The following is a 13,474-nucleotide window of genomic DNA, read 5'->3' as shown; positions in this document are numbered from 1 at the left end:
GCGTCTCCGGCGGTTTTCTACCGCAAGCGCTCCACCGTCTTCGGATCCTCGGCGCCACCGTAGAATCGGGCCAGGGCCCTGAGGAACAGCGGCTCCTCCGGAGCCGCGCGGCCGAACAGCGTCATGCTGGAGCGGAACTTCATGTCGTCGGGGCTGCCGAACAGGGCATGGGCCGTACCGCCCGCCTGCAAGGTCGCCTCGGTGCAGTCCCGCAGGCGCGGACCGAGAAGGGGATGGGCGAGATAGGCCCGCGCTTCGTCGAGGGAGCCGATCGCGTAGAGTTGGGCCATGGAGCTCGATCCGAGACCCGCAATCTGTGGAAAGATGAACCACATCCAGTGGCTGCGCTTGGCGCCTGCGCGCAATTCGGAGAGCGCCCGCTCGTAGGCGGTCTCCTGGGCAGAGACGAAGCGGTGGAGATCGAAGGGGTCGTCTTTTGCGTGGACCATGGCAGACCCTGCCCTTTTGACCGGAGTGGGATCAACGCGAGCCCGCCTCGCGGAGTGGCGAGGGCATGACTGAGAGGGAGAACCACCGCATGCCGTCTTCCGATGCCCGCTGGCGCTCGATTGCGAAGGCCGTGACATTGCGAAGGCCGTGACGTGGCGCCTCATCGGCAGCCTCGACACCCTGGCCCTCTCATGGTCCTTCACCGGCGACATCGTCGTCGCGGGCACGATCGCTCTGGGTGGAGACTGTCACCAAGACGGTGCTCTATGACCTGCATGAACGAGCCTGGATCCTGGTTCCTCAGGGCTAGGCCTGAAGCGGGAAAGGAGGCGGCGCCTTGGCATCCATTTCGGTCGACGGCATTGATCTGAATCACACGCTGGAGGGTCCGGAGGGGGCGCCCGTCGTCGCCTTCTCGAACTCGCTCGGTGCGACCCTGGCCATGTGGGATGCACTGCTGCCCGCTCTCGCCGGGCGCTACCGCATCCTGCGCTACGATACGCGCGGCCACGGCGGATCGGGCACGCGTGACACCCGAACCGAGATCGCCGACCTTTCCGGTGATCTCGTCGGCCTGCTCGATGCGCTGGGCATCGCCCGCGCCCATTGCGTCGGCCTCTCGCTCGGCGGCATGACCGTGCAGGATCTCGCCTGCCGGATGCCGGAGCGGGTGATCAGCGCCACGCTCATGGCGACGGCAGCCTGCCTGCCCAGTGAAGAGATGTGGAACGAGCGCGCCCGGACCGTGCGCGAGAAGGGCCTCGGTGCCCTCGTCGAGGCAACGCTCGGGCGCTGGTTCACCCCCGGCTTCGCCGAACGCGAACCGGCCTCGATCCAGGCGGTGCGAGAACGATTCGTCGCGTGTGATCCCGTGGGCTACGCCGCCTGTTGTGGTGCGATCGGCCGGATGGATCTCCGCCCCCGCCTCGGGGCGCTCGAAGCGCCGACGCTCGTCATCGCAGGCCGCGAGGATCCCTCGACCCCGCCCACCATGGCGCAGGAGATCTGCGACCATGTTCCCCAGGCCGAACTCGTCGTGCTGCCGAAGGCCGCGCACCTTCTAGCCGTCGAACGCCCAGACGCCGTAGGCTCTTACCTGCGTGCCTTCCTCGACCGAAGCGGCTGACACGCAAAAAGCCCCCGGCGAGCGGCTCGCCGGGGGCTTCCTGTGTTCAGTGAGGGGGCCTGACGGCCCGCGCCTTACTTGATGAGGGCGAGGAGCGCCTTGCCAGCCTTGGAGTTCAGCTCCTTGGCGTCGAGGGTGCCGTCACCGTCCGGGTCGGCCATCTTGAAGCGCTCGCCGACAGCCGCGAGGTATTCCTTCTTGTCGAGGGTGCCGTCGGAATCCGGATCGGCGGACTGAACGCCAGCCTTGCTGAGGCGGCCCTTCAGCTCCTTCGCGTCGAGCGTGCCGTCGGAATCCTTCTCGAGACGATCGAAGGTGGCGGAGGCCACGGCCTCGACTTCCTTCATGTCGACGGTGCCGTCGCTGTCCGTGTCGATCATCTTGACGGCGGCGGCGCCGCCAGCCGGCTTCGCCATGGCGGCAGGCGCCGCGAAACCAACCGCCACGAGGGCCACAGCCGCGAAGCCACTGATGTTACGAAGGGTCATTGCCACTTTCTCCCGAACCTGTTGCCACGCACACCTAAGCTGCGCGCGGCTTTGACGCAAGTGCGAAAAGAAGCATTCGACGCCATCGCAGGTTCCCGAAGGCGACGGGGAACGGTGAGTACCGGCCCCTGTCGCTCGAAGATGTCGCGATCTCAGTATCCGTAGCCGCGCCGGTATTCACGACGCTCGTTACGGTCGCCGTAGCCTTCGCCCCTGTAACGCTCGCGGCGGTAATAGCGACGCTCGGCCTCGCGATCACGGCGATACTGCTCGCGCCGGAAATCGCGCTCGCGCTCACCGCGCGAACGCAGATCGATGCTCGGACCACGCGGGCCGAGTTCGATGGTTTGGGCAAACGCCGGAACGGCCGTCAGAACGGACGCGGCGACGAGAGCACCGGCCAAGACGATTCTCATTGGATCCTCCCCTTTTGAGTCGCGAGACAACTGTGCTCGCGACGAGGAGTTCCGGGAGCATCACCGTCAGGCTAGTGTCGTCAGGTCCTGAAACCAGTGTTGAGCCTGAACATACTGCTTCACCCGATTCGACAGGGCATGGGCGTTCGTGTCGTGGACCACCCAAACCTGCACGGCATCGTTCACCACGATCTCGTGGATACGGGCGAGCAGCTTGTCCTGCTCGGCGGGGTCGAGGCTCGCCTTCACCTTGTCACAGAGGCCATCGACCTCGGGATTCCGGTAATGGCTCCAGTTCACGCCGTTGGGTGAGATCTGCTTCGAATCGTAGAAGCGCAGGATCGCATAGAACGGGTCCGACGTGACGTAGGCGATGTTGCCGGCCGAGACGCCCTTCAGGCTCGGATCCGCCGCACCCTGGCGCCAGCCGGTATAGGCGACTTCCAGTTCCACCACCTTGAACTCGGCCTGGATGCCGACCTCGGCCCAGCTCTGTTGCACGAACTCGTTGATCGGCAGGGACAGCATTTGCCCGGTGCCGCCGCTCGGGATGAGGATCGTGGTCTTGAGCGGGTTCTTCACGGAATAGCCCGCCTCCTCGACGAGCTTGCGGGCCTGATCGACATCGGTCTTGACCACGAAATCCGGCTTGCCGAACCACGGGCTCGACTTCTGCACCTGGCCGGCCGCAGGGCTCGCAAGACCGCCCATCAATTGCACGACGCCGTCCCGGTCGATGGCGAGGTTGGCGGCCTTGCGCAGGCGCAGGTCGCGCCAGGGCGAGCCCTCCAGCATGGAGAGGTGGTAATTCCAGACATGCGGGGTGTCGTTGCCGACGACTCGCATCCCCGCTCCCTTCAGGCGCGGCACGGCATCGGGCGCGGGCGATTCGATGAGATCGACATTGCCCGAAAGCAGCGCGTTCACCCGCGCCAGATCCTCCGGCACGCAGGCGAGCGTCAGCTTCGACAGCTTGGGAATGCGCTTCTTGTTCCAGTACCCGGCGTTCGGCACCATCTCCAGGCTGACGCGCGGTGTGAGCTTGGCGAGCTTGAACGGCCCGGTTCCCGAGGGCTCGAAGGCGAACTTCGCCCAATCGCGGCCGACCTTCTCGAACTGCGTGGGCGAGGAGATCAGGAACCAGAGCATCTGGTAGGGGAACAGGCTGTCGGCGGCCTTCGTCGTCACCTGCACCGTCATCGGGTCGAGCTTCCTGTAGCTCGCCACCCCCGGCAGGCGCGGGCGGACCTGGGCCGCCTGTCGCTGGTCGAAATGCGGTGCTTCCTTGTTCAGCACCTTGTCGAAGTTCCAGATCACCGCGTCGGCGTCGAAGGCCGAGCCGTCATGGAACGTCACGCCGTCGCGCAGACGGAAGATCCAGTTCTTGCGCTCGGCCGGATCGTTCTCCCACGAGGTGGCGAGGCCCGGCACCATCTTGCCCGGCCGGTCGGCCACATCGAGTTCCCAGGCGACCAGGGGATCGTAGAGGGTGAGGCCGGTGAACTGGTAGCCGCCTGCGCCCCGGTCCGGCTGGCCGGTGGTGAGGGGCAGATCCGTCATGGAGATGCCGTAGGTGAGGCTGCCCGGCTCACTCGCGGCGCGGTCGCTCGAGCCCAGGGCGGCGAGTGCCGCGCCCCCGGCCATGAGGGAACGGCGTGTCGGCACGACAAGAGACATGGTGGTCCTGAAGCTGACGCGGCTGGCATCACCGCGTCAGGTATCTTGCATACATCGTGCCGGTGAGCGGCCGCTCAGCCCTGCCAGACCTGACCCGGCCGGAGGGGGATGAACCGGTCCTGCGGCCAACCGGCCGCGTCGAGGGCGGCGGCGAGATCCTCCGCCGGTCGCTCGACGCCCTCGTCGGTGAGCTGGAACGTGCCCCAGTGGTGGCCGAGCGCCTGCGCCGCGCCGAGAAGCCCGGCGATCTCCACCGCCTCGTGCGGATCGACGTGCTGGGGCCGCATGAACCAGCGCGGCTCATACGCGCCGATGGGCAGGGTCGCGAGGCGCGGCGGCCCGAACTGGGCGCGCACGTCGCGGAAGATCGTGCCGTCGCCCAGGCCGGTATCGCCGACATGGTAGTGGAAGCCCTGGGGCGACAGGATCGCGAAGGCGCACCATAGGGCCATGCGGCGGTCGTTCAGCCCCCGTGCCGACCAATGGTTGGCGGGGGTGAGGTGGACGGAGAGCCCGTCGCCGAGATCGACCGATTCACCCCAGTCGCGGGTCTCGACATGCATCGTGTCGTCGTAGCCGCGCAGGATCGCGTCGTTGCCGAGCGGCGCCACGACGAGGGGCTGATGCGCCTGCCAGATCCGGGCGAGGTTCGGCCCGTCGAGATGGTCGTAGTGGTTGTGGGTGATGAGCACCGCATCGATCGGTGGCAGGTCGGCCAGCGCGATGCCCGGCGGGTTCACCCGCTTCGGGCCCGCGAAGCGCACGGGGCTCGCCCGCTTGGCGAAGACCGGATCGATGAGGATGTTGCGGCCCGCGACCTGCACCAGATAGCTCGCATGCCCGATGAGCACGACGCGCAGGCCCGAGACCCGCTCCGGCGGGATATCGGCGGGGAACGGGCTCGGGACGCTCTTCGGCCAGGGGGTGCGCTGGCGTTGGGCCTGCCAGCGGGCGATGTCCTTCAGGCCGCGGTCGGTATCGACCCCGGGGATGAAGAACCGCTTCCCGTCGAAATGATCGGAGACCGGCCCCGAATAATAGGGGTTCGCGTTACGGCGGTGGGCGGCGTAGCCGACGCCGCCGAGGGTCATGACCGTGGCCGCGCTCGCGACCGTCAGCAGGCTGCGCCGTTTCATGCTGTGAGAGATGGCGGCACGGCCGCGCCGGTCAAGCGCGGCACCTTGCCGGATCGGCCATCGGCCGGATCAACCCTCGATGACCTCCGTCGCGAGGGACAGGCGCACACGGTAGACCACTTTGCCCACGGCATCGCGAACGCCCGCCACGTAATCCTGCCGCTCCACCTCGGGGAGCATGTCACGGGCGATGGCCGACATGATGCGGACCACCTTGGCGCGGGCGGCAGGCAGGTCGGGCAAGTCGAACCCGACTTCGTCCTTGATGGGCTGAATGCCGTCGTGCAGGTCGATAAAATAGCGGGGCATTGGCGAACGTGTCTCGGGGCCTCGGTCCTGGGGCGAGACTACGTAAACCATGGTTAACGGAAGCTTGCCGCGCGTGAGATCAGCCTCGTGCTAGGAGCGCCAGCGCAGCTCGCGCCGCTCTAGTGGATTGACGAAGGGCCGCCCCGCAAGACCCGCTTCCAGCGCCTCGCGCTTCAGGCGGAAGTACCATTGCGAGGGCAGATCGCCCTGGCCGAACAGCACCATGGTCGGCTTCCGGTCGAGCCCCTTCTGCGCGTCCTGTAGCACCCGCTGGTCCTGGCCGAGGAACTGGCGCATCAGCGGCCGGGCGACCGGCTTCAGAAGATTGAGAGCCGGCATGCTCCAATAGAGTGCGTTGGTCAGCATCGTCCGGTTGGCGGAGAGCGGGGTCGCGAAGGTGTAATTCGCCACGTGTTTCTCGCCCGCGCGGATGCGCTCCAGCCGCACACCCGGCAAGCGGAACTCGATCTCGACCTCGGGCACGCCGCCGAGCAGCCGGTAGACCGGCGAACTCGTCGTGGTGGCATGGCTCGCCATGGTGAAGCCGTGCATGACCGGCTCGAAGATCTTCACCTTCTCGCGCAGCTGCTTCGAAGGGCGAAACCACCACGTATCGTGGACGAAGGCGACGTGGCCGGGATCGACGAGGCTGAGCACCGTCAGGTCGAAGGAGGCCTCGACCTCCAATTCGACCACGAGGCTTCCGGCAGGCTCGAAGGCCAGTTCCGGCACGGCGGGCGGCTCACCGGCGGGCGCACCGAGATGCGGATTGACCCAGAGGAAGCCGGCGCTTTCGCGGATGGGGAAGGGCTGCACCCGGATGCGGGAGAAATCGGCGGCGTCGTGCTCGGAAAGGGTCGGCACGTCACGGCAGCCGCCATCCGTGCCGAAGCGCCAGCCGTGGAACGGGCACATCAGAGTCTGCCCGTCGAACGGCCCTTTCGACAGGGCCATGCCCCGGTGAGGGCAGCGATCCCGCAGAGCGAAGAACGCCCCGTCCTTGCCACGGCCGATCACCATCTGTTCGCCGTTCAGCCCGACGGCCCGAAGGCGACCGCCCGACAGGCTGTCGGCGCGGCCGACGCAGTACCACGCGCTCGGCAACGGCTGGCGCATCGCCTCGGGATCGAGGGCCGCCTCGTCGGAAGGGCGCGGTGGAGGAACCTGAACGTTCACGGGCGAGATCACGTTGGAGGATGGAAGCCTTCCGGCCGTCTTACCCCCCAACCGCAACGGCGGCAAAAATTCGACCGGCCCGGTGGGCTAACGGACGCAGGCCCACGCCCTTCACAAGCCGCGTCGGGCCGCCTAACTTCCTTTCATCCGCAACTAACGAAAGGAGGTGATCCAGTGTCTCATTGTCATCAGCCGACCGTCTCGGCTTCCCGGACCTGGACCTTCGCCTCCGGCGCGTCGCTCTAAGCGCGTCTGAGACTCGAATTCGGAACAGATCCGCCGGACGTGTCGGTTCGGCAATGGAAGGGCCATCCTGGAAACGGGGTGGCCCTTCGCCGTTTCAGGCATTGCCGGTTCAGGCCTTGGCCGGTTCAGGCCTTCACTTGGAACAAGGGTTGAGCCAAGGCCTCGGCGCGGGCGCGCCACAAGTCACGGTCGCCGCGAAGCCCGTCGCGCTCGGCGATCAACACGTCCCGCTCGGCGCGGACGGAATCCCGCTCCGCGACGGCCCGGTCGCAGGCGCGGCGGAGGCTGTCTCGCTCGGCCTGGAAAGCGTCGTACTCGGCCTGCACCGCCGCTTGCCCGGCCCGCAATTCCTCCAGGGTGCTCATTTCCTGCGCGATGTGCTCGCGCAACTCGCGGATCTGCACGGCGAGTGCCGTCTGCAACGAGTCCTGCCGGTCCTGCTCGACCTGGAGCCGCGCCTTGAGCATCAGGTTTTCGGCCATCAGCTCGGAGATGTCGGCGGCCTCGGCCTCCTCGGCGGCAGCCGGAGCAGGCTGGACGAGACGGGGCCCCCAAGGCGTGTTGTCGGCGGCCGGTGCCTTCAGGCCACCGTCTTCCTCGGTTTCGTAACGCTTGATGGCGGCGAGCCAGTCCTGCAGCGGCCCCGCGCCGCAATGGCTGTCGTCTTCCGGAAGACGGAATGCGCGGGCAGGTTCAGACATCGGCGAGCGTCCTGGGAATCATTCCCTTCCAGCCAATCCCAACATGCTTAACGGCCGGTAAAGACCTGCGGCGTCCACGCCGCACCCCCTGACGCGAGGGGGCGACCATGCAAAAAATTGACTTTTCCACGCTCGGCCGCTAGGTCCCGCCCTCCCGATCCTGAGATGATCGCAACATGACCCGCCGACCGGCCCGAGAGGCCGGAGGTCAACGCCCGACAGCGCGTGTGCGCCCTCGGGCGCAATGGGTGTTGGACCGATGACCGAGGGACGGGCCCGGTGGCGGAGGCATACACCTGATGGTGGCCGAGAGACACGTGCTGAAGATCGAGGATGCGGTGAACGACGCCTGCCCGTGGTCGGGCAAGCCGATTTCGGCCGACTCGCTCACCCTCTACAACGGCGCCGTGGTCGGCTTCTGCAATCCGGAATGCCGGGACAAGTTCGCCCGCGCGATCCAGAGCTTCGAGGCGTCGCTCCAGGCTCGCCGGGTCTCGCGCGCCGGGCTCGAGCAGTAACGGGCCCGGCATGTTCGAAGGACTTTCCGACCGCCTTTCCGGCATTCTGTCCGGCCTGACCCGCCGGGGCGCGCTGACCGAGGCCGACGTCACCGCCGCGATGCGCGAAGTGCGCCGCGCCCTCTTGGAAGCCGACGTCGCCCTGGAAGTGGTGCGCGGCTTCACCGACCGGGTCCGCGAGAAGGCCGTCGGCGCCACGGTGCTGAAGTCGGTCACGCCCGGCCAGATGGTGGTGAAGCTCGTCAACGACGAGCTGGTCGCCATGCTCGGCACCGATGCCGAGATCATCAGCCTGAACGCCCCCGCCCCCGTGCCGATCCTGATGGTCGGCCTCCAGGGTTCGGGTAAGACCACCACCACCGCCAAGATCGCCCGCCGCTTGTCCGAGCGCGAGCGCCGAAAGGTGCTGCTCGCCTCCCTCGACACCCGCCGCCCCGCCGCCATGGAGCAATTGGCGGTTCTGGCGAAGCAGGTCGGCGTCGAAAGCCTGCCCATCGTCGCCGGGCAATCCGCCGTGCAGATCGCCCGCCGGGCGATGGAGGCCGCGCGCCTCGGTGGCTTCGACGTCGTGATGCTCGACACCGCCGGCCGGACCACGGTCGACGAGGCCTTGATGGTCGAGGCGGCCGACGTGAAGGCGGCTACGAACCCGCACGAGGTTCTGCTCGTCGCCGACGCGCTCACCGGTCAGGACGCGGTGAACACCGCCCGCGCCTTCGACCAGCGCCTCGGCGTGACCGGCATCGTGCTCACCCGCATGGACGGCGATTCGCGCGGTGGTGCGGCGCTCTCGATGCGCGCCGTCACCGGCAAGCCGATCAAGCTCGTCGGCACGGGCGAGAAGGTCGATGCGCTGGAGGAATTCCACCCGGCGCGCGTGGCCAACCGCATCCTCGGCATGGGCGACATCGTCTCCCTGGTTGAGAAGGCGGCGGAGACGATCGACGCCGAACAGGCGATGCGCACCGCCGAGAAGATGCGCAAGGGCAAGTTCGACCTTGAAGACTTGTCCATGCAGCTCGCCCAGATGGAGAAGATGGGCGGCATCGGCGGCCTGATGGGCATGCTGCCCGGCATGGGCCAGATCAAGAAGCAGGTCGAGGGCGCGAACCTCGACGAGAAGATGTTCAAGCGTCAGCGGGCAATCATCTCCTCGATGACGCCGCAGGAGCGGAAGAACCCGGACCTGCTGAAGAATTCCCGCAAGAAGCGCATCGCGGCGGGGTCGGGCGTCGACGTCTCGGAGATCAACAAACTCCTGAAGATGCACCGGACCATGGCCGACATGATGAAGGCGATGGGTTCGGGCAAGCGCGGCATTGGACAGGCGCTCGGCTCGATGTTCGGGCTCGGCGGCGGCGGCGGGATGCCCGGCCTCCCCGGCGGCATGAAGCTGCCCCCGGGCATGCCGGAGCCGACCCCGGAGCAGATCGAAGAGATCCAGAAGCAGTTCGGCGGCAAGCTGCCGCCGATGCCGCCGGGCCTCGGTGGCGGGATGCCGAAATTGCCGGGCCTTCCGGGTCTCGGGGGGCCGAAGCTCCCCGGCCTCGGCGGCGGCCTGCCGTTCGGGAAGAAAAAATGACGATCCTGTCCGCGCAAGCCGTCGATCCTGAACTCGCGCGTCTGCGCGACAGCATCGACAATTTCGATGCCGCCCTGATCCACCTGCTCGCCGAGCGCTTCCGCTGCACCCAGCGGGTCGGCGAGCTGAAGGCCCGCAAGGGGATTCCCCCTTCCGATCCGGACCGGGAGGCCCGTCAGGTCGCCCGGCTCCGCAAACTCGCGGTCGAAGCCAAGCTCGACCCCGATTTCGCCGAGAAATTTCTGGCGTTCGTCGTCAAGGAAGTCATCCGGCACCACCAGACGATCGCGGCCGAGCATGGCGCCACGGTCGACGCTCAAGACTAGGAAGTCATCATGTCCCTCAAGATCCGTCTCACCCGCGGCGGCGCCAAGAAGCGCCCCTACTACCGCATCGTCGTTGCCGACGCCCGCTCGCCGCGCGATGGCCGCTTCATCGATAAGGTCGGCGCCTACGATCCGATGAAGGCCAAGGACGATCCGGCCCGCGTCGTGCTCGACAACGAGAAGATCCAGAGCTGGCTCGCCAAGGGCGCGCAGCCGACCGATCGCGTCCTGCGCTTCCTCGACCAGGCCGGCCTCGCCAAGCGTCCGACCCGCAACAACCCGCAGAAGGCCGAGCCGGGCGAGAAGTCCAAGGAGCGGGCCGCCAAGCGCGCCGAGAAGGCCGCCGCCCCGGCCGAAGACGCCGCCGCCTAAGGCACTCGCTGGTGACGCGCCGCCCCGCTGGTCCCAACTCCCGCGACGGCGCTCGCCGCGCCCGACCTCCGGCCCTTGCGCCGGAGGTCGCCACGTCGGCCAAGCCTCCCGCGCCGAAGCCGCCGCCCACCGCCGTGGATCCGGATCTCGTCCTCATGGGCGAGTTCGGTCGGGCCCATGGCCTCAACGGCGAGGTTCGGCTGAAGTCGTACACGGCCGACCCGAAAGCCATCGCGGGCTACGGCCCGCTGATGACCGCCGACGGGCGGGCACTGACCCTCGCCGAGGTCCGCCCCGCTCCCGGCTCCTCGACCGACATGCTGATCGCCCGCGTCCAGGGCGTCTCGGGTCGCAATGCCGCCGAAGCGTTGAATCGCCTTGCGGTCTACGTCCCTCGCGCGCGCCTCGGCACGCCGGAGGAGACGGATGAGTTCTTCACCACCGACCTGATCGGCGCGGAGGCGGTCGATGCCGCCGGAACCCTCGTCGCGACGGTGGTCGCGGTGCCGAATTACGGCGGCGGCGATCTGCTGGAACTTCGCCCGGCAGCGGGCGGCGCCACGGCGCTCCTGCCCTTCACCAAGGCTTTTGTGCCCGATCTCGATGTGCCGGGCCGACGGATCACCGTCGCGCTACCCGAGGATTTCTTCGAGGCGCCGGGGCCGAAGCCCGCCGACGATCCGGGCTGAACCGACGCAACGCGGCGATTGAAAGTCGGGGCCTGAGGATTTATCTTCAGGCCGGAGCCGGGGCGAGCGCTACCTCAACCCCGACTCCTTTGCTCTTGGCTGTTATACGAGCTTGAATGCCAGCGTGATGGTCACGGACCACGCGCTGGCATTTTTACTCACGGTGACGGTGAGAATCGGAATCCCGAGCACACGAATCACCTCCTCTCCGATCGATCTCCTCACCCTCGCGGGGGCGACGGCCGATCAAGTCCGCCGCAAGCCTCATAGCGAGGGCCTTCGGGCCGGAGAGGCGCCTTGAGCGTGGCCGTTATGGCGAGCCGCCTATGGACGCTCAAGCAACCCTACGTTGATTCTTCACACGCCCCGTCTGGGCGAAATCGCGTGATTGTCCTCATCGCGCACTCGCTGCGTCCTTGCATGGACGGATCGTGTCCGGCTTCGGCCTGGCCTCCGGCGTGGGCGCCTCGAACACGGCGAGATACGTTCCGTCAGGCATGGGGTGGAAGCCGGTTTCCCGGTAGCCGACCGCCGCCAACTCGCATCTCAGCAGCGCGGGTGGCGTTCCGTGGCGTGAGGGGATGTCGTTCGCATCGAGGATGCCGACACGGCCTCCAGGGCGCATCGCGGGAGCGAGATTGTAGAGCAGGCCGAAGGGCTGCGTGATCTCGTGGTACATGTGAACCAGCACCACCGCATCGACGGAAGCGGGCGGAAGGCGGGGGTCGTGGGGCTCGCCCCTAACCACCGTGACGTTCCCGAGCCCTTTCACCCGGCGCTCCAGGCTGGCGAGGTAGGCGGGCGTCACGTCCTCCGCGAGGACCTTCCCCGAAGGCCCGACGCGAGGGCTCAACCTCACGACGTAGTAGCCGCTGCCCGCCCCGATATCGGCCACGGTCTCGCCGGGGCCGATCCTCATGGCCTTGGCGACCGCCTCGAACTCTCCGATTTTGTCCCGCACGGCCTCAGCCGTCCATTGGGGCGCGACAATCTCGGCGACGGGCCGATCCGGCTTCGGAAACGCCTCGGCAGGCGCGCCCGGTGGGGACAGGGGTCCGGCGGCCTGGGCCGGTGCCACGAAAGCGAGGGAGAGGAGGAGCGAGAGGCGCAGCATGCTCCATAACCACCGAGGGCATTCGTCGGTGCCGAGCGCGTTGACCGTGCCGCACCGGACGCGCGATCTAGCGCCATGACACGCACGGACATGCCCTGGCGGGCCACCATCCTCACCCTCTACCCGGAGATGTTTCCCGGCCCCCTCGGCATCTCGCTCTCCGGCGATGCCCTCGGCCGGGGCGAATGGAGCCTCGAGGCGCGCAATATCCGCGAGCACGGGCTTGGGCGGCACCGGAGCGTGGACGACACCCCCTCCGGTGGCGGGGCTGGCATGGTCCTGCGCTGCGATGTGCTGGCCGCCGCCATCGACGCTGCTGCCCCGCCCGGGGATCCGAGGCCACGCCTCTTGATGTCGCCCCGCGGCCGCCCCCTGCGGCAGGAGCGGGTGCGTGAACTGGCCTCCGGGCCGGGCGTGCTCGTGGTCTGCGGCCGGTTCGAGGGCGTGGACGAGCGGGTGATCGCGGGACGCGATCTCGAAGAGGTGTCGATCGGCGATTACGTGCTCTCGGGCGGGGAGATCGCTGCGATCACGCTGCTCGATGCCTGCGTGCGGCTTCTCCCCGGCGTGATGGGCAAGGCCGAATCGGGCGTCGAGGAAAGCTTCGAGGGCGGGCTCCTCGAATACCCGCACTATACGCGCCCGAGGGAGTGGGAGGGCCGCGCCATTCCCGACATCCTGAGCGGCGGCAACCACGGTGCCATCGCGAAATGGCGGCGGGACGAAGCCCGGCGCATCACAGCCGAGCGCCGCCCCGATCTCTTGAAGCGCGTACCGTCCTGACGACGCTCAGGCCGCCTTGAGATCGAGCACCGGCCCGTCGGCATCGACCGACAGCGGATCGAATTCCAGCGATTGGTGGCTCGGCCGCTCCATCAAGTCGGGCTTCCGGCCGCGCGGAAGCAGGGCGATCACGAGACCGAACACGACAGTACAGGCCGCGACGATCGCGGCATCTTCGAAGGACATCGGCGCACCTGAAACACAACGCGGTACGTTGGCGAGACTAAGCCGACGATCTTAATCGCTCGTTCTTGTGACCGGCACGCCACCGTCCCGGTGCGGATCGGGCTTGCGCGCGGCCAAGTTTGGGCGCAGACGCGTCGGCGGGACACTCCTCCCCAACGAGGAGCGCCCATCTGCAAGGA

19 protein-coding genes are annotated in these 13,474 nt (G+C 67.7%); 9 read left to right on the top strand and 10 right to left on the bottom strand.

Annotation, left to right across the window (positions count from 1 at the left end; genetic code table 11):
- Positions 1 to 17: 17 nt before the first annotated feature.
- Entirely contained in the window at positions 18 to 449 is a 432-nt protein-coding gene (locus J4O73_RS09530) for a DUF1810 domain-containing protein (protein WP_426216707.1), read from the bottom strand.
- A 148-nt stretch (positions 450 to 597) separates the two neighbouring features.
- On the opposite strand from J4O73_RS09530, the gene J4O73_RS09525 reads away from it, so the two are divergent.
- Genes J4O73_RS09525 through pcaD form a run of 3 tightly spaced genes read left to right on the top strand, consistent with a single transcriptional unit; the run spans position 598 to position 1,576 of the window.
- Positions 598 to 720 (top strand): DUF2061 domain-containing protein, encoded by a 123-nt coding sequence (locus tag J4O73_RS09525; RefSeq protein WP_426216705.1) that lies wholly within the window; start codon positions 598 to 600, stop codon positions 718 to 720.
- Positions 689 to 760: a DUF2061 domain-containing protein gene (locus tag J4O73_RS09520; protein ID WP_426216893.1), complete on the top strand. Its 72-nt coding sequence runs from the start codon at positions 689 to 691 to the stop codon at positions 758 to 760. The genes J4O73_RS09525 and J4O73_RS09520 overlap by 32 nt, the downstream gene beginning before the upstream one ends.
- 27 nt (positions 761 to 787) lie before the next feature.
- Complete coding sequence (pcaD, locus tag J4O73_RS09515; RefSeq protein ID WP_426216703.1) at positions 788 to 1,576, top strand: 3-oxoadipate enol-lactonase; 789 nt, start codon at positions 788 to 790, stop codon at positions 1,574 to 1,576.
- A 74-nt stretch (positions 1,577 to 1,650) separates the two neighbouring features.
- Here the strand turns inward: pcaD and J4O73_RS09510 are convergent, their stop codons facing one another.
- From J4O73_RS09510 to J4O73_RS09480, 7 genes are all read right to left on the bottom strand, one after another.
- The gene (locus tag J4O73_RS09510; RefSeq protein WP_426216701.1) at positions 1,651 to 2,064 is read right to left on the bottom strand and encodes an EF-hand domain-containing protein; all 414 of its coding nucleotides are present in this window, start codon (positions 2,062 to 2,064) and stop codon (positions 1,651 to 1,653) included.
- Between the two features lie 152 nt (positions 2,065 to 2,216).
- Positions 2,217 to 2,480 carry a hypothetical protein gene (locus tag J4O73_RS09505; RefSeq protein WP_426216700.1) on the bottom strand — a complete coding sequence of 88 codons (264 nt, stop codon included), beginning with the start codon at positions 2,478 to 2,480 and terminating at the stop codon, positions 2,217 to 2,219.
- Between the two features lie 66 nt (positions 2,481 to 2,546).
- Positions 2,547 to 4,157 carry an ABC transporter substrate-binding protein gene (locus J4O73_RS09500; RefSeq protein WP_426216698.1) on the bottom strand — a complete coding sequence of 537 codons (1,611 nt, stop codon included), beginning with the start codon at positions 4,155 to 4,157 and terminating at the stop codon, positions 2,547 to 2,549.
- A 74-nt stretch (positions 4,158 to 4,231) separates the two neighbouring features.
- Entirely contained in the window at positions 4,232 to 5,293 is a 1,062-nt protein-coding gene (locus J4O73_RS09495; RefSeq protein WP_426216696.1) for an MBL fold metallo-hydrolase, read from the bottom strand.
- Positions 5,294 to 5,362: 69 nt separating this feature from the next.
- Positions 5,363 to 5,602, bottom strand: coding sequence for a DUF6894 family protein (locus tag J4O73_RS09490; protein WP_426216694.1), 240 nt, complete (start codon positions 5,600 to 5,602; stop codon positions 5,363 to 5,365).
- Between the two features lie 90 nt (positions 5,603 to 5,692).
- Positions 5,693 to 6,718, bottom strand: a complete 1,026-nt coding sequence (locus J4O73_RS09485) for a Rieske 2Fe-2S domain-containing protein (RefSeq protein ID WP_426216891.1) — start codon at positions 6,716 to 6,718, stop codon at positions 5,693 to 5,695.
- Positions 6,719 to 7,149: 431 nt separating this feature from the next.
- The gene (locus J4O73_RS09480) at positions 7,150 to 7,725 is read right to left on the bottom strand and encodes an ATPase (RefSeq protein ID WP_426216692.1); all 576 of its coding nucleotides are present in this window, start codon (positions 7,723 to 7,725) and stop codon (positions 7,150 to 7,152) included.
- Between the two features lie 299 nt (positions 7,726 to 8,024).
- On the opposite strand from J4O73_RS09480, the gene J4O73_RS09475 reads away from it, so the two are divergent.
- The 5 genes from J4O73_RS09475 to rimM are packed head-to-tail and all read left to right on the top strand — an operon-like array spanning position 8,025 to position 11,212.
- On the top strand, positions 8,025 to 8,243 hold the full coding sequence (locus J4O73_RS09475; RefSeq protein ID WP_243953718.1) for a glutathione S-transferase: 219 nt from the start codon (positions 8,025 to 8,027) through the stop codon (positions 8,241 to 8,243).
- 10 nt (positions 8,244 to 8,253) lie between these two features.
- A complete protein-coding gene (ffh, locus tag J4O73_RS09470) occupies positions 8,254 to 9,825 on the top strand; it encodes a signal recognition particle protein (RefSeq protein WP_426216690.1) in 1,572 nt (523 codons plus the stop codon).
- Entirely contained in the window at positions 9,822 to 10,151 is a 330-nt protein-coding gene (locus J4O73_RS09465) for a chorismate mutase (protein ID WP_426216688.1), read from the top strand. Before ffh ends, J4O73_RS09465 begins: the two co-directional genes overlap by 4 nt.
- 9 nt (positions 10,152 to 10,160) lie before the next feature.
- Positions 10,161 to 10,523, top strand: coding sequence for a 30S ribosomal protein S16 (gene rpsP / locus J4O73_RS09460; protein ID WP_378967153.1), 363 nt, complete (start codon positions 10,161 to 10,163; stop codon positions 10,521 to 10,523).
- A gap of 11 nt (positions 10,524 to 10,534) precedes the next feature.
- On the top strand, positions 10,535 to 11,212 hold the full coding sequence (gene rimM, locus J4O73_RS09455; RefSeq protein WP_426216685.1) for a ribosome maturation factor RimM: 678 nt from the start codon (positions 10,535 to 10,537) through the stop codon (positions 11,210 to 11,212).
- A gap of 394 nt (positions 11,213 to 11,606) precedes the next feature.
- On the opposite strand, the gene J4O73_RS09450 is transcribed toward rimM, so the two are convergent.
- The gene (locus tag J4O73_RS09450) at positions 11,607 to 12,326 is read right to left on the bottom strand and encodes a class I SAM-dependent methyltransferase (RefSeq protein WP_426216683.1); all 720 of its coding nucleotides are present in this window, start codon (positions 12,324 to 12,326) and stop codon (positions 11,607 to 11,609) included.
- A 75-nt stretch (positions 12,327 to 12,401) separates the two neighbouring features.
- On the opposite strand from J4O73_RS09450, the gene trmD reads away from it, so the two are divergent.
- Positions 12,402 to 13,109, top strand: coding sequence for a tRNA (guanosine(37)-N1)-methyltransferase TrmD (gene trmD / locus J4O73_RS09445; RefSeq protein ID WP_426216681.1), 708 nt, complete (start codon positions 12,402 to 12,404; stop codon positions 13,107 to 13,109).
- Positions 13,110 to 13,115: 6 nt separating this feature from the next.
- Here trmD and J4O73_RS09440 read toward each other — a convergent pair whose 3' ends face one another.
- Positions 13,116 to 13,295, bottom strand: a complete 180-nt coding sequence (locus J4O73_RS09440; protein WP_426216679.1) for a hypothetical protein — start codon at positions 13,293 to 13,295, stop codon at positions 13,116 to 13,118.
- Between the last annotated feature and the right edge of the window lie 179 nt (positions 13,296 to 13,474).

The organism is Methylobacterium sp. NFXW15, from assembly GCF_049887755.1.
In the GTDB taxonomy this organism is placed as follows: Bacteria; Pseudomonadota; Alphaproteobacteria; order Rhizobiales; family Beijerinckiaceae; genus Methylobacterium.
Note: the sequence above shows the minus strand (reverse complement) of the source record. Positions and strands in the feature narration are given on the sequence as shown.

Bases quoted from the DNA above. Each gene is read 5' to 3' on its own strand.
- ffh (WP_426216690.1), top strand. From the start codon at position 8,254: ATGTTCGAAGGACTTTCCGACCGCCTTTCCGGCATTCTGTCCGGCCTG.
- J4O73_RS09530 (WP_426216707.1), bottom strand. From the start codon at position 449: ATGGTCCACGCAAAAGACGACCCCTTCGATCTCCACCGCTTCGTCTCT.
- J4O73_RS09495 (WP_426216696.1), bottom strand. From the start codon at position 5,293: ATGAAACGGCGCAGCCTGCTGACGGTCGCGAGCGCGGCCACGGTCATG.
- J4O73_RS09485 (WP_426216891.1), bottom strand. From the start codon at position 6,718: ATGCGCCAGCCGTTGCCGAGCGCGTGGTACTGCGTCGGCCGCGCCGAC.
- J4O73_RS09490 (WP_426216694.1), bottom strand. From the start codon at position 5,602: ATGCCCCGCTATTTTATCGACCTGCACGACGGCATTCAGCCCATCAAG.
- J4O73_RS09500 (WP_426216698.1), bottom strand. From the start codon at position 4,157: ATGTCTCTTGTCGTGCCGACACGCCGTTCCCTCATGGCCGGGGGCGCG.
- J4O73_RS09505 (WP_426216700.1), bottom strand. From the start codon at position 2,480: ATGAGAATCGTCTTGGCCGGTGCTCTCGTCGCCGCGTCCGTTCTGACG.
- J4O73_RS09480 (WP_426216692.1), bottom strand. From the start codon at position 7,725: ATGTCTGAACCTGCCCGCGCATTCCGTCTTCCGGAAGACGACAGCCAT.
- J4O73_RS09510 (WP_426216701.1), bottom strand. From the start codon at position 2,064: ATGACCCTTCGTAACATCAGTGGCTTCGCGGCTGTGGCCCTCGTGGCG.
- J4O73_RS09450 (WP_426216683.1), bottom strand. From the start codon at position 12,326: ATGCTGCGCCTCTCGCTCCTCCTCTCCCTCGCTTTCGTGGCACCGGCC.
- trmD (WP_426216681.1), top strand. From the start codon at position 12,402: ATGACACGCACGGACATGCCCTGGCGGGCCACCATCCTCACCCTCTAC.
- rpsP (WP_378967153.1), top strand. From the start codon at position 10,161: ATGTCCCTCAAGATCCGTCTCACCCGCGGCGGCGCCAAGAAGCGCCCC.
- J4O73_RS09465 (WP_426216688.1), top strand. From the start codon at position 9,822: ATGACGATCCTGTCCGCGCAAGCCGTCGATCCTGAACTCGCGCGTCTG.
- J4O73_RS09440 (WP_426216679.1), bottom strand. From the start codon at position 13,295: ATGTCCTTCGAAGATGCCGCGATCGTCGCGGCCTGTACTGTCGTGTTC.
- J4O73_RS09475 (WP_243953718.1), top strand. From the start codon at position 8,025: ATGGTGGCCGAGAGACACGTGCTGAAGATCGAGGATGCGGTGAACGAC.